A 26887-nucleotide genomic window follows, 5' to 3' on the forward strand; every position below is an offset into this window, starting at 1 on the left:
TTAATCAATCGATCTATGAATAAGTGCCGAATCAGTGTGATGAATCAACTAAGAACTTCAGATAACGAAGACATGAAAAAGTACCGTCGATTGAAGCGTTACTGGAAGCTAATTCTCAAAAAGAAATCGGCTCTCTCTAGCGTTGAATACAAATATTATTCGCTATTCGGACAACGTCTTGAAACAAGCATCGTTGAAGAAATTTTAGCGTATGATCCAGTGCTAAAAGCGAATTATGAGCTTTATCAAGCCCTTTTGAAAGCAATGGAAGAGAAGGACTTTAAAATGTTAGAATCTTGTTTAATAAATCCTGTTCATCCTTTAATCTCTAGCTATATGAAGACTAGTATAAAAACGTTGAAAGAGCATCTTCCGTATATACATAACAGCTTTAATTATCCTTATAACAACGGCAAAATTGAAGGGATTAACAATAAAATTAAAGTATTAAATCGTGTAGCTTATGGATATAGAAATTTTATGAATTACAAAAAGCGAATTATTTTACACTTCAAACTCAAAACAACAGAACAAAAACAACCACGCTCCCAAACAGCCTAAAGCTAGTTAAGAGCATGGTAATAATCGATTAATATCCTTCACCAACGTTATTTGACAAAGAACCTTTTTAATTTATAAAAATAAAAAGTATAATATCTTTAAATAATGTCTAGCGCAAGCCCAAGTCACCCACCTCCTCAAGGTCGCGGTCTACCCTTAGTCGAAAGTTAAAAAAATGCTTTCGATTGAGGGACATCCGTCGCACAAGGATGTGCAGGTGGCGACAATGCCACTCGATATGGCGTTTTTGTCGGCGAGTGCTTGAGGCCCACACGACGAGAGTTATGCATTTGACGATTCGCTTTCGATGCAGATAAATTTTAGACGTTGCTAGAGGACGTGGTGTTCTCGCCGACGCGGTGCTAAGCAAAAGCCTTTTTTCAAACGAGTAACCTCATGAGCAGGGCGCTTGTTCTTTTCTTAGTATGATTGACATAAGTGAACGTAAACAATAAGTTTATAAAGAGGTGAATTTATGGAATGGTTTAATGTAGGCAGAATCGTTAATACTCATGGTATTCGCGGAGAAGTTCGCGTATTATCCTCAACTGACTTTGAAGAAGTCCGGTTTGCACCAGGAAGCAAATTAGCGGTATTCAAGAAAGATGATAAAAAACCAATTTGGGTAACTGTAGAAAGTGTACGTCGACATAAAAACTTCATTTTATTAACATTCGAAGGATACAATAACATTAATTTAGTTGAATCATTTAAGGAAGGCTTATTAAAAGTAACAAAAGATCAATTAGCTGATGACGAGCTTGAAGAAAATGAATATTATCATTTTGAAATCATCGGATGTGAAGTGTTCTCTGAAGAAGGCGAAAAAATTGGTACAGTTACGGAGATTTTAGAAACCGGTGCAAATGATGTTTGGGAAATCAAGGCTACTAACGGAAAGAAACATTATATCCCGTATATTGAGGATGTAGTAAAAGAAATCGACGTAGAAGAAAAGAAAATTATTATTCACGTTATGGAAGGATTATTGTAATGAATATCCATGTCTTAAGTCTATTTCCTGATATGTTTACAGGTGTATTTGGCTCTTCTATCTTAAAAAAGGCTCAAGAAAAAGAGGCAGTATCATTAACAGTTTCAGATATACGAGAATATAGCGACAATAAACATAAACAAGTTGATGATTATCCTTACGGCGGCGGTGCTGGAATGGTGCTAAAACCTGAACCAATGTTTCAAGCAGTCGAAACAATTGCAGAGGGTAGACAACCGAGAATCATTCTAATGTGCCCTCAAGGTGAACGCTTTACTCAAAAAAAAGCAGAGGAGCTTTCAAAAGAACAGGACCTTGTATTTTTATGTGGACACTATGAAGGATATGATGAACGCATTCGACAATATCTTGTAACGGATGAAATTTCAATAGGAGACTTTGTTTTAACTGGTGGTGAATTGCCAGCAATGACTGTTATTGATGCAGTGGTAAGACTTTTACCTGGTGTTTTAGGACAAGAAGATTCACATATACATGATTCGTTTTCAACAGGCTTGCTTGAGCATCCACATTATACTCGTCCAGCTGAATTCCGTGGAATGAAAGTACCAGATGTATTATTATCGGGAAATCATGCGAAAATTGATAAATGGCGTGAGGAACAATCGTTAAAACGAACTTTCGAAAGACGCCCTGACCTGCTGGAGGAAATGCAATTAACACCAGAGCAAATCTCATATATTGAAAAGTTAAAGAACGAAAAATAATAGTTAAACGACTTGCAAAAATAAATAAAAATGTGGTATTATTCATTTTGTGCTTCTATGTGAAGTACTGAATTACGGTGTTCCGCTGTGGCCAACAGAGGACTGCATGAGCATCTGTCTAAGGAGAGAAAACTATGTCAAACATTATTGCAGAAATTACAAAAGAACAGCTTCGCACTGATCTTCCTACTTTCCGTCCTGGTGACACTGTACGTGTACACGTGAAAGTAATCGAGGGTACTCGTGAACGTATCCAAGTGTTTGAAGGTGTTGTAATTAAACGTCGTGGTGGCGGAATTAGCGAAACTTTCACAGTTCGCAAAATTTCTTACGGTGTTGGTGTTGAACGTACATTCCCTGTACACACTCCAAAAATCGCTAAATTAGAAGTTATCCGTCGTGGTAAAGTACGTCGTGCTAAACTTTACTATTTACGTAACCTACGTGGTAAAGCAGCTCGTATTAAAGAAATTCGATAATTTATTTAGAATGGGGGCTTGGTTGGCAAGCTCCCTTTCTTTTTGCTTGTACAACATTATTCATTTGCTATAAAATAGTAATAGATGGGGGGACATCTCTCGTGGAAAAAACTAAAAAAGAAAAAAATGAAATTTGGGAATGGGCAAAAGCACTTATAATAGCCTTTGCAATTGCAGTACTTATTCGGTACTTTTTATTTACACCAATTGTAGTTGATGGTGAATCTATGATGCCGACTCTTGAAGATGGCGACCGGATGATAGTAAATAAAATGGGAGAGCTTGATCGTTTCGATATCGTTGTATTCCATGCCCCAGAAGGAAAAGATTATATTAAACGTGTAATTGGGCTGCCGGGCGACTATATTGAGTATAAAGACGATCAATTATATATAAACGGAGAACCGATTGATGAGCCGTATTTAGATGAATATAAATCCCAGCTAACAGAAGGCACATTGACTCAGGATTTTACATTACAAGACATTGATCCAACACTTGAAGTTATTCCAGAAGGCTATGTTTTTGTAATGGGTGATAATCGTCGATATAGTAAAGATAGCCGACATATTGGCATCGTTAGTGAAGAAAAAATTATTGGAAAAACAAATATTGTATTTTGGCCATTAAATGAAATTCAGATAGTAGATTAATACGTATGTTACTAAAAGGAGGTTCACTTGAAATCTCCTTTTCTTTTTGGCAATTAGGGAAAAATAGTTATTGTAAATCACATAATAAAAACATTAACTTGTACAAATTTCGTTCAAGCAATACATATAGGAGGATGACAACATGACAATTCAATGGTTTCCAGGGCATATGGCAAAAGCAAGACGTGAAGTATCTGAAAAATTAAAGCTTGTAGATATTGTTTTTGAATTAATTGATGCACGCTTGCCTCTATCTTCAAGAAATCCAATGATTGATCAAGTAATTAATCAGAAACCACGTCTACTAATTTTAAATAAAGCTGATATGGCAGACGATTCACAAACACATAAATGGGTACAATACTTTGCAGACCGTGGACATATGGCTGTTGCTATTAATTCATTAGATGGTAAAGGTCTACAGCGTGTAACAAAAGCTGCCCAAGAAATACTAGCTGATAAATGGGCACGTATGAAAGCAAAAGGCATGAAACCAAGAGCTATACGTGCGATGATTGTAGGGATACCGAATGTTGGGAAATCTACATTAATTAATCGTTTAGCTAAAAAGAATATCGCAAAAACGGGAAATACACCTGGGGTAACAAAGGCGCAGCAATGGATTAAGGTTGGCAAAGATTTGGAACTTTTAGATACGCCAGGGATTTTATGGCCGAAATTTGAAGATCAAGAAGTAGGATTAAAACTAGCTTTAACAGGAGCGATAAAAGATACCATTATAAACATGGAGGATTTAGCGGTATATGGATTGCGTTTTCTTTCAATCCATTATCCTAACCGAATGGAAGAACGCTACGGAATAACATTTGTACATGAAGATTTAGTTGAAACATTCGACCATATTGGAAAGCTAAGAAAAGTGTTTGGACCAGGCGGCGAAATTGATTATGATCAAGTATCTGAAATTATTGTACGAGACATTCGTAATCAAAATCTAGGAAATTTAACATTTGATATTGTTGAGGAACAACTGGAGAAAGAGGCATCGACAGAAGAGTAACTTGAATTTGACAAACACTTTTATAGTACATTGTAATAATTGGGAGCTTGCAGTTAGAGTAAAATGTCTGGCAAGAGGTTTAAAAAAGTCTAACTAGCTAGAAATAACAGGGTATAGATAAGTCAATTAAGACTTTCTATACCCTTTTAATTTTAAATGCCATTCGTACGTTGGGTACTGATTACGCAAGGGGTGAATGGCAGATTTTTTTAGTAATTTGATGATGTTTTTTTATGCAGGGATTTCTGTTGGAGTTGGTTCTGCATAACCTTCTGCGTATTTTGAATCGATTGCCTCGCGAATTTCTTTTAACGTTTTCCCTTCCTTATACATTTGAACAGATTCAACTGCAATTTCTAAACAAACAAGACACCTTGTACCGTGGTCATCCCAAACTATTGAACCATCGTCCCGGGATTCAGCAATAAAACAGTTTAAATTACTTCGATGTCCTGCAGTTTCACCACATCCGCAATAACAAGGTATCCATTTTAAAATGTCTGTTGCTTGTCCAGCAACTTCATAAACTAAACGAATATCCTCCGGTTGTGAATCTAAAAATTCTGGTAGTTCGTGTGCAGATGCAGTTAATTCTTGAAGATCTCCTGATAAATGATTATGTGAAATAGTTGATGATTCCATTCCTTCCTCAGCATCTAAATGCTCTTCTTTACTATGTGTGTTTTCTGAAGAACTGCTGCATGCAGAGAGAATAAGTACTAGTGCAGCAAAGAGAGGGAGTATTTTTTTCATAGGTTTCTCCTCCAAAAATTATAGTCTTTTTAATTATATTCTTATTGATTGATCGAATACAGTGACAGCTATGTTACATTAAAAGTAGTACATATAATGAAAGCTAAAATTTTTACTTTTATGAACAAGTAAAGATGCCGATAAAATAGTATAGAGACTGTAGGGAAGTGTAGTGTTATGGGGAAAACAATAAAAGAAATAACAATCGCATTAAATGAAGCGAAGCAATATGAGCAATGGATGGATGAAATTCAGCAAGATGAGCGAATAGGTGTACAAAAGGTGTGGAAACAATGGGAAAACCGGATGAAAAAACAGCAACTAATAGTTGATGAGCATGAACGGAAAGTTCGTTTCGATGCTTCATTTATGCCTTTTGAAAATGCGTATATAGCAGGAATTGATGAAGCAGGTAGAGGCCCCTTGGCTGGTCCAGTTGTGACAGCGGCTGTCATTTTACCATATAACTGTGAGCGTTTTATAGGGATTAATGATTCAAAACAGCTTTCAAAAAAAGCTAGAGAGGATTTTGCACAAATCATTAAAGAGCACGCATTAGCATACTCTATTCATTTTCAAAGTGTTGATATGATAGACCAATTAAATATATATGAAGCAACAAAACATTCAATGAAAGAAAGCGTCGAGAATCTAACAATTTGTCCACATTTCTGTATTGTAGATGCTATGACATTGCCGATATCAATACCCCAAAAATCGGTCGTAAAAGGGGATGCCAAAAGCTTAGCAATTGCGGCAGCTTCAATTCTAGCGAAAAATGCACGTGATGAATATATGGAGAAGCTGCACGAAAAATATCCGGCCTATGGATTTGATCAGAATGCAGGCTATGGAACGAAACAACATTTAGAAGCGCTTGAACAGTTTGGGCCAACAATTGAGCACCGAAAAAGTTTTGAACCGATTAAATCAATGGTTGAAAGTAAGGAGCGATTATTTTTATGACATCCGCATCATTTAACCCAATTCAAATTGACAGGGCGGCAATTCAGCAAAGCCAATCCCTGTCATTAAAACAAGGACAAGTTTTTCACGGGACTATTAAAAAGCTTTACCCCGACCAGATGGCAGAGATACAAATTGGCAACCAAAAACTTTTTGCGAAGCTAGAAACGCCGTTAAAAGCAGGAGATTCTCATTTTTTTCAGGTAACAAGTATAAACCCCGAAGCACAACTAAAGGTAGTTACAGGGCCAATGCAGCCTTCTCAGACAATGGCACAGCAAATGACGCAATTGCTTGACTCAATGAACCTGCCAAAAACAGCAGAACTGCAGCAAATACTAGCCCACTTTATAAAAAATCAACTACCAATATCAAAAGATCAACTAATTCAGGCAGAAAACTGGTTAAATAATTTACCTGAAGGGACATTGAAAAATGAGGCTATCCAAGTAATACACAGAATGATTGAATTAAAGCTTCCTTTTACTGACGAAATTTTCAAAGGATTGTTATATGGGGCTAAAACAACAGGGATAGCAGAGGCAATTGAAAACTTTGCAAACGTTTTGTCAAAAGAAAATAATAATGTATCTCAACAAATAAAGCTGAATTTGCTTCAACAATTACAAGCCATTTCAAAACCATTTGCAGTAGAAACTGGCGGCATTCTATTATCAAAAGCTGTGCAAACCTTACTTAGTTCAGAAACTTCCGCCAATAATCTACAGGCATTAAATTTTTTGAAAGAAGCAGAGATTCTACCTAAAAATTCGACGATTCCAAATTGGTTATCACAAAGCTTTCAACAAATTACATCAAAGTTATTACCAAATACCGAGATACAGAATTCATCAGCTGGCCAGCTAGTTCAAACAATTGCAGCTGCAAATGCAGCAGATGTACAAAATATGATCGCTCAAGTGAAAGAATGGTTAACGAATCAACAATTATTAACTTCAGAACAAAAGTCGCAGCTTCAACAACTTATTATTCGATTTGAAGCTTTACCCAAAAATGCACAAACAATTGAATTGTTAGCAAAGCAGCTGCACGAACAGCTTATAAAGTCATTTTCAGAAAATGCAATAAGTCGTTTATTCACGCAAGATGAAAATGGTGACTCTGCTAAAAATCAATTATTATCATTGATGAAATACGACGCTACTAACAACTCGCAAGCAATATTTTCCAATATTTTAAAAGTTGCTAATGATTCAGCTGATCCGTTTATACAAAATGCTGTTACACAAGCGGATGCGCAAGTCCTTGCTTCAATTGACAGCAGAGCGATGGAACAAGCATTAAAAACAATTTTTAAATCTCTAGGAATGAGCTACGAAGCATCTTTAAATAGTAAGGGTGGTGATATTTCAGAAATCGCACAATCGCTAAAACCGCAACTTATATCTTTACTGCAAGATGCTCAAACATCACAGCCGTTAAAAGAGAGTGCTGATATTATTTTATCAAGGTTAAATGGAATGCAATTATTCTCTGGAGAAAGTGGTCCACAGCATCAACTTATCATGCAAGTTCCTTTACAATTTTTGGGGAAACATGCCGATGCAACAATTCAATGGAATGGCCGAATGAAAGAAAACGGTAAAATCGATGCTAATTATGCAAGGGTTTTATTTTATCTAAATATGGAGGCATTGCAAGAAACGGTAGTCGATATGCAAGTGCAAAATCGAATTATTACTATTCACCTTTATAATGATCACCCTCATCTTGAAATACTCGCAGAACCGTTAAAACAATCTCTTAAAACAGGATTGTTAGAAAAAGATTATCAGCTTTCTGGATTATTCATAAAAAAATTTGAGAATACGAAATCTCAAATAATCAATGAAAATGTAATTCAAAAAAATGATTCAAAGTTTCAAAATGGGGTAGATATAAGAATATGAACGACAAAAAGTTAATAAGAAAAGAAGCGATTGCCCTTTCATATAATCCGGATAACGGCAATAGTCCAACAGTTGTTGCAAAGGGAAAGGGAAAAATTGCAGATAATATATTAGAACAAGCTTCTATCCATAATGTCCCAATTTATGAGGATCCAAATCTTGTTGAATTGCTAGGCAAGCTAGATTTAAATGATTCAATACCAGAACAGCTCTATCAGGCAGTAGCAGAAGTTTTTGCATTTATTTACCGATTAGATCGAAATTATGACTCGTTAACAAAGGGAAAATAGTATAGTAAAACAATATGAAGCCAATTGTTTGTTAGATTGATATAGAAAATTGTGTAATAAGACATTGAAAAATATACAAATAATACAATAATAGACTTTGTCAGAATATTTGTATAGAATAGAATATGTTAAGAAAATAATTTTCAAAAGGCTGATTGGAGGATGTATCATGAATATCCATGAATACCAAGGGAAAGAAATCCTGAGAAAATATGGTGTGGCTGTACCAAACGGTAAAGTTGCATTTTCACCAGAAGAGGCAGTGAAGGTTGCAAAAGAACTTGGTTCCAATGTAATCGTTGTAAAAGCACAAATTCACGCTGGTGGTCGTGGAAAAGCTGGGGGTGTAAAAATCGCGAAGAACTTGGATGAAGTCCGTACTTACGCGAAAGAATTATTAGGAAAAATTTTAGTAACACATCAAACAGGTCCAGAGGGTAAAGAAGTAAAACGACTTTACATCGAAGAAGGATCTGATATAAAAAAAGAATATTATTTAAGCTTCGTTTTAGATAGATCAACTTCTAGAGTTACTCTAATGGGTTCTGAAGAGGGTGGAATGGACATCGAAGAGGTAGCTGAGGAAACCCCTGAAAAAATCTTTAAAGAAGTCATCGATCCTGTAACAGGTCTATTACCTTTTCAGGCGCGCCGTATGGCATTTAATATGAATATTCCGCCGAAGCTCGTTAATAAAGCTGCTAAGTTGATGTTGGGCTTATATGATGCATTTGTTGATAAAGACGCATCAATCCTTGAAATTAATCCCCTTGTCGTAACAGGTGGAGACGAAGTAATGGCACTTGATGCAAAATTTAATTTTGATTCAAATGCACTTTACCGACATAAGGATATTGTCGAGTTAAGAGATTTTGATGAAGAAAATCCAAAGGAAATTGAAGCATCAAAATATGATTTAAGCTATATCTCGCTCGATGGTAATATCGGCTGTATGGTTAATGGTGCGGGCCTCGCGATGGCAACGATGGATACTATTAGCTACTACGGCGGTCAACCTGCCAATTTCCTTGATGTTGGTGGTGGTGCAACAACTGAAAAAGTAACTGAGGCATTTAAAATTATTTTGTCAGATCCTAACGTAAAAGGCATTTTTGTTAATATTTTTGGCGGTATTATGAAATGTGACATAATAGCTGAAGGTGTTATTGCTGCTGCTAAGCAATTAGGGTTAAAAGTGCCGTTAGTAGTTCGATTAGAAGGGACAAATGTCGAACGAGGCAAAGAATTATTAAATGCATCTGGATTGAACATTGTTGCAGCAGATTCTATGGCTGACGGCGCAGAAAAAATTGTAGAGCTTGTAGGTTAATGGGAGGCAGGGAGATTTCATGAGTGTTTATATTAATGCAGATACAAAGGTAATTGTTCAAGGTATTACAGGGGAAACAGCCCTTTTCCATACGAAACAAATGCTGGAATATGGTACAAAAATTGTAGCAGGGGTAACGCCTGGTAAAGGTGGGCAAGTAATAGAAGGAGTACCTGTATTTGATACTGTTCAGGAAGCAGTGAAACAAACAGGTGCAAATGTTTCAGTAATTTATGTACCAGCTCCATTTGCAGCAGATGCTATAATGGAGGCAGTAGACGCTGAATTAGATTTAACGATTTGCATTACGGAACATATTCCTGTGTTGGATATGGTGAAAGTAAAACGTTATATGGAAGGAAAGAAAACACGTTTAGTAGGTCCAAACTGTCCAGGTGTTATTAGTGCTGATGAATGTAAAATCGGAATTATGCCAGGCTACATTCATAAAAAAGGTCACGTTGGTGTCGTTTCTCGCTCAGGCACACTTACTTATGAAGCAGTGCATCAACTAACACAGGCTGGAATTGGTCAATCAACAGCTGTTGGTATCGGAGGAGACCCGGTAAATGGCACTAACTTTATCGATGTTCTATCTGAATTTAATAATGACCCAGAAACATATGCGGTTGTTATGATTGGTGAAATCGGCGGAACTGCAGAAGAAGAAGCTGCTGCATGGATTAAAGAAAATATGACAAAACCTGTTGTAGGCTTCATTGGTGGTCAAACTGCACCTCCTGGGAAACGCATGGGACATGCAGGAGCAATTATTTCTGGCGGCAAAGGGACGGCTAAAGAAAAAATTAAGGCAATGAATGAGGCTGGGATAGAAGTAGCTGCAACGCCATCTGTTATAGGGGAAACATTGATTAAAGTAATAAAAGAAAAAGGTCTATACGAAAAATGTAAAACACATTAAAATAAAAGGTGTAGCCAATGAGCTACACCTTCTTTTTTTGCGGTCACGTCTTCTTTCATCAGATTATTTATCTAAAAGAGGAGTGATTTTATTGAATTCTTTACACGATCTTATTGCTCTACACTACGTTTATCCTCTCACTTTAAATAAACTCCAAAAACTATTAGAATCTAGTCTCTCAATTCAAAATATAAAAAATTTGTCGTCCTCTAATTTCTCTAAAATCCTATCAATTTCGACAAAAAACGCTGATAATATTTTACTAAATTACCATCGAATGTTAAAAATAAATTTATTAGATGCATATAATTCTGCTAATATAAATGTTATTCCTTTTAATAGTGAATATTATCCCGGGAAATTGATGGAGTTAGTTGATCCGCCAACAATCCTTTATGCAAAAGGGGATATTTCACTATTAAAAAATCCTAATAAAATAGCTATTGTTGGTTCAAGAAAAGCAACGAATTATTCTGAGTTGGCCATGGAAATGATTGTACCGCCCCTTATTCAGGGGAATTTTATTATCGTAAGTGGACTAGCTAAAGGCGTTGACAGTTTAGCACACAGTGCAGCCATTAAATATGGTGGAAAAACTATTGCTGTTTTAGGTCACGGATTATTTCATCTATATCCAAAAGAAAATAAAAAACTTGCAGATGAATTGGAAGGAAATCATTTACTATTAACAGAATATCCTCCATATGTTGGGGTTCAGAAATGGCATTTTCCGATGAGAAATCGTATTATAAGCGGTATTAGCAATGCAATAGTCGTAACAGAAGCAGCATTAAAGAGCGGTTCCCTTATTACAACTGAACACGCACTCGAGCATGGAAAAGATGTATTTGTAGTACCAGGACCTATAGACTCTGAACAGTCAAAAGGAACGAATAGTTTATTAAGAGAAGGGGCAATTCCTATATGGAGCGGCCACCAAATATTAGAGGAATTAAAATTGTTTTTAAGGTAAATATTGAAAAAAAGTTGCATTATCATAAAAACTGTTATACATTTTGCAACAGGTATTCATTTTAACTTTGCTTCAAGGGAGAGCTTCCTGGAAAAAAGAAGAAAGTTGAACACCGCTGTAATGATGCGATTTAGGTAATGGATGTGTATTATTTAAGTCCTAAAAAATTAATCGTCAAATTACATGGTGGATTTGATTAATAACAATTTACCTCTACAAGGGGGAAGTATAGATGGCAGATTATTTAGTGATTGTAGAATCACCAGCAAAAGCAAAAACAATTGAAAGATACTTAGGCAAAAAATATAAAGTAAAGGCTTCCATTGGTCATGTTATTGATTTGCCAAAAAGCCAAACAGGTATTGATACGGAAAATAATTATAAACCGAAATACATTACCATTCGAGGAAAAGGCCCAGTACTCCAGGAATTAAAGTCAGCAGCGAAAAAAGCAAAAAAAGTTTATCTCGCAGCCGACCCTGACCGCGAAGGGGAAGCAATTGCATGGCATTTAGCATCAGCTCTTAATATTGATATGAATTCGGAGTGTCGCGTTGTTTTCAACGAAATTACAAAAGATGCAATTTTAGACTCTTTTAAACATCCCCGTGCTATTAACATGGATTTAGTTGATGCTCAGCAAGCTAGACGTATTTTAGATCGTCTAGTTGGATATAACATTAGTCCAATCCTTTGGAAAAAAGTTAAAAAGGGATTATCAGCAGGACGTGTTCAATCTGTTGCACTTCGATTAATAATTGATCGAGAAGAAGAGATTAAGAATTTTGTTCCAGAAGAATACTGGACTATTGAAGGTAATTTCGAAAAAGGAAAAAAACAGTTTGACGCACTTTACTATGGCAATGAAAAAGTAAGAATTAAGCTTACAAACGAGGAACAAGTCAAGGCTGTTTTAAGTGGTTTAAAAGGCGATGAATTCCGAGTAACAAATGTCGTTAAGAAAGAACGAAAACGTAATGCAGCACCTGCCTTCACGACATCATCTTTACAACAAGAAGCAGCGAGAAAGCTAAATTTCCGAGCGAAGAAAACAATGATGTTGGCTCAGCAACTATACGAAGGTATTGATATAGGCAAAAAAGAAGGTACTGTCGGGTTAATTACATACATGAGAACTGACTCAACAAGAATTTCAGACAGTGCTAAAGCTGAAGCTACGAATTTTATAAACGAAAAATATGGCAAAGATTATATTATCGGAGAGCAGAAACAAGCAAAAAAATCTTCCAATGCTCAAGATGCCCATGAAGCAATCCGTCCAACTAGTGTAATGAGAACACCTGAAGAATTGAAGGAAGTATTAAGTCGGGATCAATTGCGTCTTTATCGACTTATTTGGGAACGTTTTATTGCAAGTCAAATGGCACCGGCGATTTTAGACACAGTAACTGTTGATTTAGTTAATCAAGATGTACAATTCCGTGCAAACGGTTCCCATGTGAAATTTCCTGGTTTTATGAAACTTTATATTGAAGGAACTGATGATAATTCTGAAGAAACAACAAAGCTGCTGCCTGAAATGGAAGTTGGCGATACAGTAAAATCGTTAGAAATTGAGCCAAAGCAGCACTTTACACAACCACCACCACGTTTTACCGAGGCACGTCTTGTAAAAGAACTTGAAGAGCTTGGAATCGGACGTCCTTCGACATATGCACCTACGTTAGATGTAATTCAAAAGCGCGGCTATGTTCAGTTAGATGCTAAACGATTTGTACCTACAGAACTTGGTGAAATTGTCCATCAGTTTATGATAGAATTTTTCCCTGAAATTATTAATATCGAGTTTACTGCGAAAATGGAAGAAGACCTCGATAAAATTGAAGAAGGGCAAACAAACTGGGTAAAAATTATTGATGAATTTTATAAAGACTTTGAGAAAAATGTCAAGCATGCAGATGAAGTGATGGAAAAAATCGAAATAAAAGATGAGCCAGCTGGGGAAGATTGTGAAAACTGTGGTTCGCCTATGGTCTATAAATTAGGGCGATATGGAAAATTTATGGCTTGTTCAAATTTCCCAGAATGTAGAAATACTAAGGCGATTATCAAGCCTATTGGAGTGAAATGTCCAAATTGTGATACTGGAGAAATTGTAGAAAGAAAAAGTAAAACAAAACGTCTATTCTACGGTTGCAACACGTATCCAGAATGTGATTTTGTCTCCTGGGATAAGCCAATTAGTAGACCTTGCCCGAAATGTAGTTCATTGTTAGTTGAGAAGAAAATAAAAAAAGGTATTCAAATTCAATGTACAAAATGTGACTACGAAGAAGAACCGACTCAATAGTTATGATATTTCTAAATTTTATGAATTATCAAACAATATAATTGCTTTATGCCTCATTAAATTGTTATAATTTATGAGGCATTTTCTTTTGCTTGTGTTCTGTGCCTCCAGCTTAGTTCTTATCAAAAGGTCTTAAAGTTGTAAGGATTAGACTTGAGAACCATGTTGGCTTAGACATTCTAAGGCATTATAGATGTCATAGCGCAATCGGGGTGCTTTAAGACAATAAAAATCGGTTATTTTATTACTAAATTGTTAATGCTTCACTCAAAATTTACAATTTTTATTTACTTAATACTTGATATATTTCCAATATAGGTATAGTGTCATTATGGATGTTTTTAAATGAAATAAAATTTTAGTTATAGCGCCACAATCATTAATGCAATCTTCTGTAAAATCTTACAAATACGATGCGAGACTTGAGTGAAAATAGTTGGAAGGGAGGTTTCTTGAATTGGGTATCGAATCGAAAGATGCATTGGATCAATTTCTCCGTTATATTCAATTGGAAAAAAACTTCTCAGTACATACTGTTAGGGAATATGAGATTGATTTAAAGGACTTTCTGGCCTTTTTACAATCCGAAGGTGTCACTCAGCTAAATGATGTTGAATACTTGCATGCTAGAATTTATGTTACAAAGTTATACGACGAAAAAAAAGCAAGAACATCAATATCTCGTAAAATTTCATCTATTCGATCATTTTTTAAATTTTTAAATCGAGAATATGATTTAGATGATGCACCATTTCGTTCACTTTATCATCCTAAAAAAGAAAAGCGCTTACCAAACTTCTTTTATGAAGAGGAACTTTCACAATTATTCGAACGCAACTACGGTACAGATCCCAAGTCTCTACGTAATATTGCTTTGCTTGAATTGCTTTATGCAACAGGTATTCGAGTCAGCGAATGTACTTCAATAGATCTTGAGGATATAGATTTTCATTATTCAATTATTCGAGTAATGGGGAAGGGGCGTAAGGAAAGAATAATTCCATTCGGACAGTATGCCCACGAAGCTTTAGTTAAATATATTGAAGAAGTTCGTCCGGTTCTTATGAAAAAGACAAAACATAATCGACTTTTTGTAAATATGCGTGGAGAAGAACTTACTCCGCGTGGTGTACGTTATATATTAGAGGAAATGATTAAAAATGCTTCAATGCATACTAAAATTTATCCACATATGTTAAGGCATTCATTTGCGACACATTTATTAAATCATGGTGCGGATTTAAGAACAGTTCAAGAATTATTAGGCCATGCCAATCTATCATCAACTCAAGTATATACGCATGTAACGAAAGAACATCTTCGAAAAACTTATATGAGTACGCATCCACGAGCATAATGTGAGGAGGAAGATAAATGGAACAATTTCACGCAACAACCATTTTTGCAATCCATCATAATGGTGGCTGTGCAATGGCTGGGGATGGGCAAGTAACACTAGGTAATTCAGTTGTAATGAAACATACTGCCAAAAAAGTAAGAAGACTATTTAACGGTAAAGTATTAGCTGGGTTTGCCGGGTCTGTTGCTGATGCATTCACTTTATTTGAAATGTTTGAAGCAAAGCTTAATGAATATGGAGGCAACTTACAGCGTGCAGCGGTAGAGGTTGCAAAACAATGGCGCGGTGATAAAATGCTTCGTCAACTAGAAGCGCTGCTTTTAGTAATGGACAATTCGACATTGCTTCTTATTTCAGGTACTGGTGAAGTTATTGAACCGGATGATGGTATTTTAGCGATTGGATCTGGAGGAAATTATGCATTAGCTGCTGGACGTGCGCTAAAGCAAAATGCCAGCAATTTATCTGCTAAAGAAATTGCGAAGGCAGCATTAACGATCGCTGCGGATATTTGTGTTTATACAAACCATAACATTATCGTGGAGGCGCTGGAAGAATGACACAACAAAATTTAACGCCAAGACAAATTACAGAACAGCTAAACCGTTATATTGTTGGGCAAAATAATGCAAAGCGCGCTGTTGCCATAGCCCTTCGAAATAGATATCGCCGATCATTATTAAATGAGGATTTAAAAAATGAAATTATTCCAAAAAACATTTTAATGATTGGGCCTACTGGTGTAGGGAAAACAGAAATTGCTCGAAGAATTGCAAAGCTTACAAATGCACCCTTTATAAAAGTTGAGGCAACGAAATTTACGGAAGTAGGTTATGTTGGACGCGATGTAGAATCGATGGTACGTGATTTGGTTGAAGCTTCAAGAAGGCTTGTTAAAGATGAAATGATGGAAAATGTAAAAGATCTGGCAGAACAAAATGCAAATGAAGCAATTGCTAAATTGTTAGTACCATCAAAATTAAAAGCGAAGATGGCTCAAAACCCATTAGAAATGCTTTTTGGACAGAAAACTGAAAAGCCTGTTGAGGATACGAGCGTCGAGGAAGTTGAAATCCGCTCGAAACGCTCGCAAGTTTTAGAAGACTTAAAAGCGGGCAAATTAGAAGAAGAATGGGTAACTGTTGAGGTAACTGAACAAAATACTCCATTTTTCGAATTAATGCCTGGAATGGGAATGGACATGGGTTCGTCAGGAATGCAGGACATGCTATCAAATTTGATGCCAAAAAAAGTTAAAAAGCGTAAGATGATGGTCAAAGATGCTAGACGCGTTTTAATTATTGAAGAGGCGAATAAATTAATTGATAGTGATGAATTAGCAGGGGAATCGATACGACGAGCAGAGCAATCTGGAATTATTTTTATTGACGAAATTGATAAAATTGCAAGTCGCGGATCTTCTTCAGCAGATGTATCTCGAGAAGGTGTACAGCGTGACATATTACCGATTGTTGAGGGCTCGACTGTAACAACAAAATATGGACCAGTAAAAACTGACTTTATGTTGTTTATTGCAGCTGGTGCTTTCCATATGTCTAAGCCAAGTGATTTGATCCCCGAATTGCAAGGCCGATTCCCGATTCGTGTTGAACTTGATAAGTTAACTAAGGAAGATTTTATTCGCATTTTAAAAGAACCAGATCAATCCCTTATATTGCAGTATAAAGCTCTTTTGGAAACAGAAGGTGTAACAATTAGTTTTACAGACGAAGCGATAGATAGAATTGCTGAGATCGCAACAGAGGTTAACCAAGAAACGGATAATATTGGGGCGAGAAGACTTCACACGATTATGGAACGATTATTAGAAGAATTATCATTTGAAGCATCTGAAATAGCACCAGCACATATTGAAATTACCCCTTCATATGTCGATAAAAAGCTCGAGAAAATATCTAAAAACAAAGATTTGTCACAATTTATCTTATAATTCGAGTTTAATTAGTTACAATAAATTTTATAAACCTTTAGAATATTAAGTGAATTATTAAATGTAAACCTTTAGGAGGATTTATTTAAATGAATTTATTAGAAAAAACACGTAAAATCAATTCAATGCTGCAAGCGTCAGCCGGCAAACCTGTTAACTTTAAAGAGATGGCAGAAACACTTGGTGATATTATAGATAGCAATGTATTTATTGTAAGCCGAAAAGGGAAGCTTTTAGGTATTTCAATTCACCAATTAATTGAGAATGAAAGAATGAAAAAAATGTTTGAAGCTCGTCAATTCCCTGAAGACTATACACAGCATTTATTTGAAATAACAGAGACTTCTCCTAACATTGACATTGACAGTGAACATACTGTTTTCCCAATAGAAAATCGCGATTTATTCAAAAACGGGTTAACAACAATTGTTCCTATTATTGGTGGGGGAGAACGTCTAGGTACTTTAATTTTAGGACGCCTGACTGAAAGCTTTGAAGACGATGATTTAATATTAGCTGAGTATGGTGCTACTGTAGTTGGAATGGAAATTTTACGAGAAAAATCAGAAGAGATTGAAGAAGAGGCACGTAGTAAAGCGGTTGTACAAATGGCAATCAACTCATTATCATACAGTGAATTGGAAGCTATTGAACATATTTTTGAAGAACTTGACGGTAATGAAGGTTTACTTGTAGCTTCAAAAATTGCAGATCGTGTAGGAATTACTCGTTCTGTAATCGTAAATGCATTACGTAAATTAGAATCTGCTGGTGTTATTGAATCTCGTTCTTTAGGAATGAAAGGTACGTATATAAAAGTATTGAATGATAAGTTTTTAATTGCATTAGCTGAAATTAAAATGAAATAATTGAAATATGTTTCATCTGCTAAAGGTGAAACCACATCAGAGTGTAGATAAAGTTAATTATGACTTTGTCTACACTCTTTTATTATTTTATAAAAACATTTTAACAACCTGCCAACGCTTGTCAGACAGGATATTCTTGATCAAAAGTACAGCTATAAGTACAACCAGTATAAAAGCGTTTTCAATCGTTTGAAAATTTTTCTGTTATAGATAAAAGGCTATTTATTATGTTGTACATTTTTACCATAGTCCTTTTTTCTTAATGGTTGATTTTGTGTGAGGTTTATCCTTATAATCTCTATCACTTCATGTCGAATTCAGTATTAAATGTGCAAATTGTGAATTCTATAAATAGAAATTCCTTGAAAATTAGTACGTATAGCCTATTAAAAATCGACAAAATGCGATAGACACTTTGTCGTAACATACTTTAAAATTAAGTTATTGATTTGAAACAAAATGTTAAATAAATTTAATATATTGAGGTGAATGGTTTGAACTTGTTTGGTGGAACTATAAGTAGCCTAGAGTATGGACTTAATTATGCATCTTTGAAAAATAAAACTATTGCTCAAAACATTGCGAATGTCGATACACCGAATTATAAAGCGAAAGATGTCAGTTTTAAGAAAATGCTGTCAGATGCCCAAAATTCAACAATAGAAGCAAATCGAACAGATGTTAGACATTTTGATTTTAAAATTAAACAATCAACTCCAGGAGTTTTTAGCTATGAAAATTACAAGTATCGCAGCAATGGAAATGGTGTTGATATGGATGCAGAACAAGCGAGTTTAGCAGAAAACACTATTTACTATAATGCTTTAGTTGAGCGGATTTCTGGTAAATTTAATACGTTGAATACTGTCATCAAAGGAGGTAAATAAAGATGTCCATATTTGCTAGTATGAATTCAACTGCGTCTGCTCTTACTGCTCAACGTTTAAGAATGGATGTTATTTCTTCAAATATCGCAAATGTTGATACAACACGTGCGAGACAAGTAAATGGAGAATGGGAGCCATATAGAAGAAAGTCAGTTACATTGGCTGAGAATCAGGGGCAATTTTCTAATTTTTTAAATGCTGCAATAGGTGGAAAGGATTATTCTGGAAATGGTGTTAAAGTAGTATCAATTAATGAAGACAATGAGAAACCTTTTAAATTAGTTTATAACCCAACACATCCTGATGCGAACGAGGAAGGGTATGTTGAAATGCCTAATGTTGATTTATTAACAGAGATGGTTGATTTAATTTCTGCAACTCGTTCTTATGAAGCGAATGTTACGGTTTTTAATGCAAGTAAGTCGATGCTAACAAAAGCGCTGGAAATAGGAAAGTAAAAGGGAAAGGATGAATCAACTTGGCGATAAATTCAGTATCATCAATGCTGCCAACTCAATCAGCAACTGAAACGAAATTAACTCCGACGACGCCATATGAGGCCCAACAGTCTTTCGCAAACACATTAAAAGATGCAATCAAATCAGTAAACGAGCAACAGATTACGTCTGATAAATTAACTGAAAGATTAATAAATGGAGAAGATGTAGACCTGCATGAAGTAATGATAGCTTCTCAAAAGGCGGGCGTTACATTAAATGCAACAATTGAAGTAAGAAATAAGGCAATTGAAGCCTACCAAGAAATTATGCGAATGTCTGTTTAATTAATTTTATAACAATAAACGACGATAAATTGTTGGTGTATTCACTATAATCGGAGGACACACAATGAATGAACGATTGACAAGAGTGAAAACTGACTCCTCTAGATTTTGGAAGAGTCGAACGAAAAATCAGAAGGGTGCGATAATAGGAACTTTAATTGGTGTTATTGCATTAGCTGGTATTATTACATATTTTTCTACTAGAACAACTATGGTGCCGCTTTTTACTGAATTATCTACTACCGAAGCTGGTGAAATTGCAGAAGTATTAAGTGCACAAGGTATTACATATGAAATCGCCCCAGGGGGTACAAATATTTTAGTTCCAGAGGATCAAGTGGATACATTAAAAGTATCACTTGCATCCCAAGGTTATCCTAATTCAGGTGAAATCAATAATTCATTTTTCACTTCTAATGCCGGATTTGGGATGACGGATAATGAATTTAATGTAATCAAGCTTGCTGCCACTCAAACTGAGTTGGCAAACCTAATTAAAACAATTGACGGTGTTAAAGATGCCAATGTCATGATTACAATGCCTGAACAAGGGGTATTTTTAAATGATGCTAGTCAACAAGCAAGTGCATCAATTGTTTTGGATACAGAACCAGGACATCAATTTAGCAATGAGCAAATTGAAACACTATACAATTTGGTATCTAAAAGTATTCCAAATTTAAGTACTGATAATATTGTTATTACAAATCAATATTCTGAGTATTTCGATTTAGAATCAGCAACAAATGGTTCTAATTCAATCGATTCAATTGAAGGTCAAATGCAAGTGAAAAAGACCATTGAACGTGATCTTCAACGTCAAGTTCAACAAATGCTAGGAACGTTGATGGGGAATGATAAAGTGGTTGTCTCTGTAACGACTGACATCGATTTTAAACAAGAAAATCGCCAAGAAAATCTTGTCGAACCTGTAGATGAAGAGAATATGGCAGGTATTGAAGTCAGTGCCCAACGTATAACAGAAACATATACAGGCGGCAATGCTGCAATAGGTACTCCTGAAGCTGAAAATGTTACTGATAATTTTATTGATTATCAAGCGGGTGCTTATGGAGATGGAGACTATGAACGTGTCGAAGAAACCATCAATAATGATGTGAATCGAATTACAAGAGATATTCAAGAAAGTCCATATAAAATTCGCGACATTGGTATTCAAGTTATGCTCGAACCACCAGTGGCAAATGACACAGCATCTTTACCAGAAGAGGTAAGAGCAGACGTTGAACAAATTTTGTCGACGATTGTTCGAACAACAATTGATAAAGAGGCAGCGGGACAACTTACTGACGAACAGGTCGATGAAAAAATTGTAGTATCTGTTCAACAGTTCCATGGAAATGAAGCTGCTGCAGCTGAAGAAACGCCGACAATTCCTTGGTGGATTTGGGTAATAGGTGGAATATTACTAGCTGTTATCTTACTTCTTGTATTCTTTATCTTGCGTTCGAAAAAACAAAAACAAAAAGAAGAAGAGTTAAATATTATCAATGAACAAGAAGATTTATTTGTTGATGATATTAATGATGAAAAAGAAACAGAGAGTACAATTCGACGTAAACAACTTGAAAAAATGGCGAAAGAAAAACCGGAAGACTTTGCAAAGCTTTTGCGAAGTTGGATTACTGAAGATTAATGGGGGGACGTGCTGTGTCCAAGAAAGATAAAGAATTAACAGGGAAACAAAAAGCTGCTTTACTGTTGATTTCTCTAGGACCTGAAGTTTCTGCTTCTGTTTATAAGCATTTAAATGAAGAAGAAATCGAACGTCTTACGTTGGAAATTTCAAGCGTGAAAAAAGTTGAACCAGGTATTAAAGAAGAAATAATTGAAGAATTTCATAATATCGCATTAGCGCAAGATTACATTTCTCAAGGAGGGATTGGCTACGCAAAAACTGTTTTAGAAAAGGCGTTAGGTCAAGATCAGGCGCAAGCAATAATTAATCGACTTACTTCTTCACTACAAGTTCGACCTTTTGATTTTGCTAGAAAAGCTGATCCTGGACAAATTTTCAACTTTATTCAAAATGAGCATCCGCAAACAATTGCCCTCATTTTGTCATATTTAGATCCAGGACAGGCAGGGGTCATCTTATCATCACTGCCACAAGAGGTTCAGGCTGATATTGCAAAGCGTATAGCAGTAATGGATTCAACTTCGCCAGAGGTTATTAGTGAAATTGAATCAGTATTAGAAAGAAAACTGTCCTCAACTGTTACGCAGGATTATACTGAAACAGGTGGCGTAGACGCAGTTGTTGAAGTATTGAATGGTGTAGATAGACAGACGGAAAAAACAATTCTCGATGCGCTTGAAATTCAAGATCCAGAGCTTGCTGAAGAAATTAAAAAGCGCATGTTTGTATTCGAGGATATTGTTACGTTGGACAACCGTTCGATTCAACGAGTTATTCGCGACTGTGAAAATGAAGATTTATTACTTTCTATGAAGGTAAGTAGCGAGGAAGTAAAAGATATTATCTTCCGCAATATGTCACAGCGTATGGCTGATTCATTTAAAGAAGAAATGGAAATTATGGGACCTGTTCGTCTTCGTGATGTAGAGGAAGCTCAATCAAGAATAGTAGCAGTTATCCGTCGCTTAGAGGATGCAGGAGAGATTATTATTGCACGCGGTGGAGGAGATGACGTCATTGTCTAGAATCATCCGTTCAGCCAACGCAATGCAAAAAAAAGAAAAAAAAGTAGAGATCCAGCTTCGCAACTTGTTTACTGAAAACTTTGATCAAGACGATTTAGAACAAGAACCTAAGCTATCTGTCGCAGAAATAACAGCAATACGTGACCAATTGCTTTCAGATGCACAATATCAAATAGACTTACAAAAAGAAGAATTCGAAAAGTATCGTCATAAACAACTTGAAGCTATAGAGCAGTTAAAGCATATGTGGGAAGAAGAAAAACTCATTCTAGAGCAGCAGGCGTATGATCAAGGCTTTCAGCAAGGTTATGAAGAGGGAATAAATAAAGCGAGTGCAGATATGGCAGAGGCTTTAAAAGTAGCGAACGAAACAATCGAAACTGCTCGCTTAAATGCACAAAAATATATTGAAGACCAAGAACAGGTAATTCTAGATATAGCTTTAGCTTCAGCTGAACGCATTATCGGAAGTTCATTGGATCGTGATGATGAAATATATCTTTCAATTATTAAACGAGGGTTAAAAGAAGCTCGTGAAATGAAAGAAATTAAAATTTATGTATCACCTCTTTACCATAAAATCGTTTCAGATAATCGTGATGAATTAGCTGAAATGTTTCCGACAGATGTACCATTACTGATTTTTGTTAATGAAGACCTGACCGATACTGAAAGCTATATCGAAACAAACCATGGCCGAATTGTTGTATCAATTGATGAACAATTACATGAACTTAGATTGAAGCTTAATGAAATTTTAAGTAGTAAGGACTGATAGGATGAAAGCGGCTCAATTAATAGAGAAAATCCCTAATATTAATACATTTAAAAAATTTGGGAAAGTAAATCGTGTAGTCGGATTAATGATTGAGTCACAGGGACCTGAAAGTTCAATCGGTGATGTTTGCAAAATTCATGTAAACTCACCGAAAAATGGTCATCAAATTATTTTAGCAGAGGTTGTTGGGTTTAATAATGAGTATGTTGTTCTTATGCCATATACGTCTGTTCGTGAAATCTCAATTGGTTGTTTAGTAGAAGGTACTGGGAAACCTCTTGAAATAAAGGTGGGCCCTGAGCTTATTGGAAAAGTGTTAGATTCAATGGGGAATCCTTTTGATGGATCTTCGCTTCCTAAAGGATTGGTAACTGTTCCAACAGATAAAGAACCACCGAATCCTTTAAAACGGCCTCCAATCAATAAACAGTTGGAAGTTGGGGTGAAAGCCATTGATGGCATGCTAACAGTTGGCAGTGGACAACGTGTTGGTATATTTGCAGGTTCTGGTGTAGGGAAAAGTACATTGCTCGGTATGATTGCACGTAATACACAAGCAGACTTAAACGTCATTGCTTTAATAGGTGAACGTGGTCGAGAAGTGAGGGAATTCATAGAACGTGATTTAGGTGAAGAAGGATTAAGCCGTTCTATTGTCGTTGCTGCAACAGGCGATCAACCAGCACTTATGCGGATAAAAGGAGCTTTCACAGCAACTGCCATAGCAGAATACTTTAGAGATCGAGGATTAAATGTCATGTTAATGATGGATTCCGTCACTCGTGTTGCAATGGCACAGCGGGAAATAGGGCTTGCAACTGGTGAACCACCTGCTCAAAAAGGTTATACCCCGTCAGTTTTCTCGATATTACCAAAGCTATTAGAACGTACAGGAACAAACTTGAAAGGTACTATTACAGCTTTCTATACAGTTTTAGTAGATGGTGATGATATGAATGAACCGATTGCAGATACAGTCCGTGGTATATTAGATGGTCATATTGTATTGGACCGCACTTTAGCAAACAAGGGGCAATATCCAGCCATTAATGTATTAAAAAGTGTCAGCCGTTTGATGAATCATATATCGAGCCCGGAACACGTTAAAGCAGCTGAAAGACTAAGAGAGCTTTACTATACGTATTCGAAATCAGAAGATTTAATTAATATCGGTGCTTATAAAAGGGGCACATCGAAAGAAATAGATGATGCGATTCATTATGAACCGCTTATTACATCATTTTTAAAACAAGGTTATAAAGAAAAAGTAACATTGGAACATACAATAAATGAGCTTGTCGCATTATCAAATGGTGGTGGAAAATAATGCTTCAATATACATATCGATTCGAAAAAGTACTATCGATTCGTGAGCAAGAAAAGCAACAATCAGAAATTGCTTATAAAGAATCTGTACGATCATTTGAAGAAGTGGCTACAAAATTATATGAATTTTTGAAGAAAAAAGAAGATTTAATAACATATCAAAATGAGCGATTAAAAACAGGTGCTACTATTGATGAAATTCACCATTTCACAACATTCATTGATAGCCTAGAGCATACAATCGCTGACTTACAAAACAAAGTTATGCAAGCACGTGCAAAAATGAATTGGCATGAACAAAAATTATTAGAAAAAAACTTGGAAGTACGTAAGTTTGAGAAAATGAGAGAAATGGATTACGAATCTTTTAAAAAGCAGCAAGATCATATAGAAATGCTGCAACTGGACGAGCTCTCCTCGCTTATGTATTACAAGAAGGAAATCAGGTGATTTCATGGCTAAAGGGAAAGTACAAAATGCAAATAGTATAGACCAAATTGAAGAGGAAAAATCCCCAGGTATTTTTCAAAAATTATTTTATTTAGTCTTGATTCCATTACTATTTGTCATAGCGGTTTTATTAGTTATTGCTACAGTCACAGACTTTAATGTTTTTGAAAAGGCCTCTAAATTAACAGGTTTTTCCTCTGAGGAATCAGCTGAAGAATCTTCAGTCGATTATAATAAAAAAATTGTTGAGCTTGAGGCACAGGTAAAAGAAAAAGAAGCTGAAATTGCGCAGCTGCAATCTAAATTGGATAGTGCATTGGCAGAAAATAAAGACAATGTTGCTATTCAGGAACAATTACAAAGCAAAATTGAAAGTTTACAACAAACCGAAAATGAAGCAAAGAAAGAGTTTGAAGATATTTTATCTACATTTGAACAAATGTCAGCAAAAAGTGCTGCTCCGATCATTGCTGAGATGAGTGATGAAGAAGCATTAAAAATATTATCCAATATGCAGCCTGAAACATTGTCTGCCATATTCGAAAAAATGGATCCGGCTGAAGCAGCAAGATATTCTGAACTTCTATCACAGTAGAAACATTTATATGGTTGATTGGAAGGAGGTGAAATAATGAATATCGGTATAATGCAACTTGGCAATTTCAATACTATATCGGCAAAACAGTCTGTAAAAGCGCCAACTAATACTATGAATACAAAGGGTAATAATTTTGGCGACGTATTTAGCAATGTTGTTTCATCTTCAACAAAAGACAATGATATTAACAATGAAGCTGCTAAAGAAGGGTTGACGGATTTAGAAGAGTTGACTGAACTATTAAATTCAGATTCAATCGAAGAAATTCTTGATTTATTAGGAATTTCACATGATGAAGGGCTATTAATGGTTGGCACTGACAATGGACAGGCTGTAGCAATTGATGAATTAATGAATTTAGAGGATTTGCTATCAGTACTTAATATTGACCAAGAACAATTATTAGAAACTGTTCAGCAGCTTCTAGGTGATGACAGCATTGAAGTAAACAATATTTGGGATTTTATACAAATCGTAAATGAGCAAGCGTCAACATTAATCCCTCAAATTACTACTGCACTTCAAGGAGAGCATAAAGCAACACCAAAAGAAGTGGAGCAATTATTGCAATTTTTAAAGCTGGCATATTCAACTGGCAAAAATTCTGATTTGTTGAATGAACAAGCAGCTAAATTAACACAGCTGCAAGAATCTTTGCAAGCAGTATCAAAACAGCTGGAAGCAAATTATCAAGGTGCTCAATCTAAAACTGTCGAAACTTCTTCCTCAGTGAAAGTATCACTGCAAGGATTTCAACAATTAGTTGAACAAACCATCAAGAAGAGCGAGACGAATGAACCATCTTCAACACTTGGAACTGCAACTACTACAGTCTCTACTAAAACAGTGACAATTACTTTGCCAACTGAAAAGCCAGCACAGTCAGAGGCGTTGCTAAAAGAAATTCAAAACTTGCTTAATCGCAGTCAATTGTCCGGTAATCAAGGTTCAATGAAATTATTATTGAAGCTTTATCCTGAAAATCTTGGTTCTATTCGAATTGAGTTAATGCAGCAAGATGGTGTATTAACTGCTAGATTACTAACATCAACTTCTTTAGGAAAAGAACTGTTAGATAGCCAACTTCAACAATTGAAAGCTGCATTTGCACAGCAAAACATCCAAATAGATCGGATTGATATTGCGCAAACGCTGCAGGAAACTGATCGCAATATGCGAGACCAAAATCCATTTAGCAACTTATTCAAGCAGCAACAATCAGAACAAGAGGATGACAATGATCAAACTGACGAAGAGGAAGAGAAGATTTCCTTTAGTGAGTATTTGATAAATGAGGGGGTGTAGTAA

The 26887-nt window shown here is 35.7% G+C and carries 28 protein-coding genes; 27 read left to right on the forward strand and 1 reads right to left on the reverse strand.

Features of this window, described 5'->3' with window-relative positions:
• From EKG35_RS03495 to ylqF, 6 genes are all read left to right on the forward strand, one after another.
• A partial coding sequence (locus EKG35_RS03495) for a transposase (protein WP_148103497.1) occupies positions 1-561 on the forward strand: 561 nt, incomplete at its 5' end.
• A 475-nt stretch (positions 562-1036) separates the two neighbouring features.
• The gene (gene rimM, locus EKG35_RS03500) at positions 1037-1555 is read left to right on the forward strand and encodes a ribosome maturation factor RimM (protein WP_126292937.1); all 519 of its coding nucleotides are present in this window, start codon (positions 1037-1039) and stop codon (positions 1553-1555) included.
• Positions 1555-2283 (forward strand): tRNA (guanosine(37)-N1)-methyltransferase TrmD, encoded by a 729-nt coding sequence (gene trmD, locus EKG35_RS03505; RefSeq protein ID WP_126292938.1) that lies wholly within the window; start codon positions 1555-1557, stop codon positions 2281-2283. The genes rimM and trmD overlap by 1 nt, the downstream gene beginning before the upstream one ends.
• A gap of 134 nt (positions 2284-2417) precedes the next feature.
• Positions 2418-2762 carry a 50S ribosomal protein L19 gene (gene rplS / locus EKG35_RS03510; RefSeq protein ID WP_126292939.1) on the forward strand — a complete coding sequence of 115 codons (345 nt, stop codon included), beginning with the start codon at positions 2418-2420 and terminating at the stop codon, positions 2760-2762.
• A gap of 101 nt (positions 2763-2863) precedes the next feature.
• On the forward strand, positions 2864-3415 hold the full coding sequence (lepB, locus tag EKG35_RS03515; protein WP_126292940.1) for a signal peptidase I: 552 nt from the start codon (positions 2864-2866) through the stop codon (positions 3413-3415).
• A 142-nt stretch (positions 3416-3557) separates the two neighbouring features.
• A complete protein-coding gene (gene ylqF / locus EKG35_RS03520) occupies positions 3558-4436 on the forward strand; it encodes a ribosome biogenesis GTPase YlqF (protein ID WP_126292941.1) in 879 nt (292 codons plus the stop codon).
• Between the two features lie 231 nt (positions 4437-4667).
• Here the strand turns inward: ylqF and EKG35_RS03525 are convergent, their stop codons facing one another.
• On the reverse strand, positions 4668-5189 hold the full coding sequence (locus tag EKG35_RS03525; RefSeq protein WP_126292942.1) for a PCYCGC motif-containing (lipo)protein: 522 nt from the start codon (positions 5187-5189) through the stop codon (positions 4668-4670).
• 177 nt (positions 5190-5366) lie between these two features.
• Here EKG35_RS03525 and EKG35_RS03530 point away from each other — a divergent pair, with 177 nt between their 5' ends.
• The 21 genes from EKG35_RS03530 (at position 5367) to EKG35_RS03630 (ending at position 26884) form a co-directional block, all read left to right on the forward strand.
• Entirely contained in the window at positions 5367-6155 is a 789-nt protein-coding gene (locus EKG35_RS03530; protein WP_126292943.1) for a ribonuclease HII, read from the forward strand.
• The gene (locus EKG35_RS03535; RefSeq protein ID WP_126292944.1) at positions 6152-8065 is read left to right on the forward strand and encodes a hypothetical protein; all 1914 of its coding nucleotides are present in this window, start codon (positions 6152-6154) and stop codon (positions 8063-8065) included. The genes EKG35_RS03530 and EKG35_RS03535 overlap by 4 nt, the downstream gene beginning before the upstream one ends.
• The gene (locus tag EKG35_RS03540; protein WP_126292945.1) at positions 8062-8355 is read left to right on the forward strand and encodes an EscU/YscU/HrcU family type III secretion system export apparatus switch protein; all 294 of its coding nucleotides are present in this window, start codon (positions 8062-8064) and stop codon (positions 8353-8355) included. Before EKG35_RS03535 ends, EKG35_RS03540 begins: the two co-directional genes overlap by 4 nt.
• Positions 8356-8524: 169 nt before the next feature.
• On the forward strand, positions 8525-9685 hold the full coding sequence (gene sucC, locus EKG35_RS03545) for an ADP-forming succinate--CoA ligase subunit beta (protein WP_126292946.1): 1161 nt from the start codon (positions 8525-8527) through the stop codon (positions 9683-9685).
• Between the two features lie 19 nt (positions 9686-9704).
• Positions 9705-10607, forward strand: a complete 903-nt coding sequence (gene sucD / locus EKG35_RS03550; protein WP_126292947.1) for a succinate--CoA ligase subunit alpha — start codon at positions 9705-9707, stop codon at positions 10605-10607.
• 277 nt (positions 10608-10884) lie between these two features.
• Positions 10885-11580 (forward strand): DNA-processing protein DprA, encoded by a 696-nt coding sequence (gene dprA / locus EKG35_RS03555; protein ID WP_342774100.1) that lies wholly within the window; start codon positions 10885-10887, stop codon positions 11578-11580.
• 232 nt (positions 11581-11812) lie between these two features.
• Positions 11813-13891: a type I DNA topoisomerase gene (gene topA, locus EKG35_RS03560; protein ID WP_126292948.1), complete on the forward strand. Its 2079-nt coding sequence runs from the start codon at positions 11813-11815 to the stop codon at positions 13889-13891.
• 457 nt (positions 13892-14348) lie between these two features.
• Entirely contained in the window at positions 14349-15248 is a 900-nt protein-coding gene (gene xerC, locus EKG35_RS03565) for a tyrosine recombinase XerC (protein WP_185807629.1), read from the forward strand.
• 17 nt (positions 15249-15265) lie between these two features.
• Positions 15266-15811 (forward strand): ATP-dependent protease subunit HslV, encoded by a 546-nt coding sequence (gene hslV / locus EKG35_RS03570; protein WP_126292949.1) that lies wholly within the window; start codon positions 15266-15268, stop codon positions 15809-15811.
• Entirely contained in the window at positions 15808-17202 is a 1395-nt protein-coding gene (hslU, locus tag EKG35_RS03575; RefSeq protein WP_126292950.1) for an ATP-dependent protease ATPase subunit HslU, read from the forward strand. The genes hslV and hslU overlap by 4 nt, the downstream gene beginning before the upstream one ends.
• Before the next feature lie 89 nt (positions 17203-17291).
• Complete coding sequence (codY, locus tag EKG35_RS03580; RefSeq protein ID WP_126292951.1) at positions 17292-18071, forward strand: GTP-sensing pleiotropic transcriptional regulator CodY; 780 nt, start codon at positions 17292-17294, stop codon at positions 18069-18071.
• Positions 18072-18565: 494 nt separating this feature from the next.
• Positions 18566-18958, forward strand: a complete 393-nt coding sequence (flgB, locus tag EKG35_RS03585; RefSeq protein WP_126292952.1) for a flagellar basal body rod protein FlgB — start codon at positions 18566-18568, stop codon at positions 18956-18958.
• A 2-nt stretch (positions 18959-18960) separates the two neighbouring features.
• Positions 18961-19416: a flagellar basal body rod protein FlgC gene (flgC, locus tag EKG35_RS03590; RefSeq protein ID WP_126292953.1), complete on the forward strand. Its 456-nt coding sequence runs from the start codon at positions 18961-18963 to the stop codon at positions 19414-19416.
• A gap of 20 nt (positions 19417-19436) precedes the next feature.
• Complete coding sequence (gene fliE / locus EKG35_RS03595; RefSeq protein ID WP_126292954.1) at positions 19437-19742, forward strand: flagellar hook-basal body complex protein FliE; 306 nt, start codon at positions 19437-19439, stop codon at positions 19740-19742.
• Positions 19743-19806: 64 nt separating this feature from the next.
• The gene (gene fliF, locus EKG35_RS03600) at positions 19807-21399 is read left to right on the forward strand and encodes a flagellar basal-body MS-ring/collar protein FliF (RefSeq protein ID WP_126292955.1); all 1593 of its coding nucleotides are present in this window, start codon (positions 19807-19809) and stop codon (positions 21397-21399) included.
• A 14-nt stretch (positions 21400-21413) separates the two neighbouring features.
• Positions 21414-22427, forward strand: coding sequence for a flagellar motor switch protein FliG (fliG, locus tag EKG35_RS03605; RefSeq protein WP_126292956.1), 1014 nt, complete (start codon positions 21414-21416; stop codon positions 22425-22427).
• Positions 22411-23202 carry a flagellar assembly protein FliH gene (gene fliH / locus EKG35_RS03610; RefSeq protein WP_185807630.1) on the forward strand — a complete coding sequence of 264 codons (792 nt, stop codon included), beginning with the start codon at positions 22411-22413 and terminating at the stop codon, positions 23200-23202. Before fliG ends, fliH begins: the two co-directional genes overlap by 17 nt.
• Positions 23203-23206: 4 nt before the next feature.
• Positions 23207-24532 (forward strand): flagellar protein export ATPase FliI, encoded by a 1326-nt coding sequence (gene fliI, locus EKG35_RS03615; RefSeq protein ID WP_126292958.1) that lies wholly within the window; start codon positions 23207-23209, stop codon positions 24530-24532.
• On the forward strand, positions 24532-24981 hold the full coding sequence (fliJ, locus tag EKG35_RS03620; RefSeq protein WP_126292959.1) for a flagellar export protein FliJ: 450 nt from the start codon (positions 24532-24534) through the stop codon (positions 24979-24981). The genes fliI and fliJ overlap by 1 nt, the downstream gene beginning before the upstream one ends.
• Before the next feature lie 4 nt (positions 24982-24985).
• A complete protein-coding gene (locus EKG35_RS03625; protein WP_126292960.1) occupies positions 24986-25576 on the forward strand; it encodes a MotE family protein in 591 nt (196 codons plus the stop codon).
• Between the two features lie 36 nt (positions 25577-25612).
• A complete protein-coding gene (locus tag EKG35_RS03630) occupies positions 25613-26884 on the forward strand; it encodes a flagellar hook-length control protein FliK (protein WP_126292961.1) in 1272 nt (423 codons plus the stop codon).
• Positions 26885-26887 lie beyond the last annotated feature (3 nt).

Origin of the sequence: Lysinibacillus telephonicus, from assembly GCF_003966145.1 — a bacterium.
In the GTDB taxonomy this organism is placed as follows: domain Bacteria; phylum Bacillota; class Bacilli; order Bacillales_A; family Planococcaceae; genus Ureibacillus; species Ureibacillus telephonicus.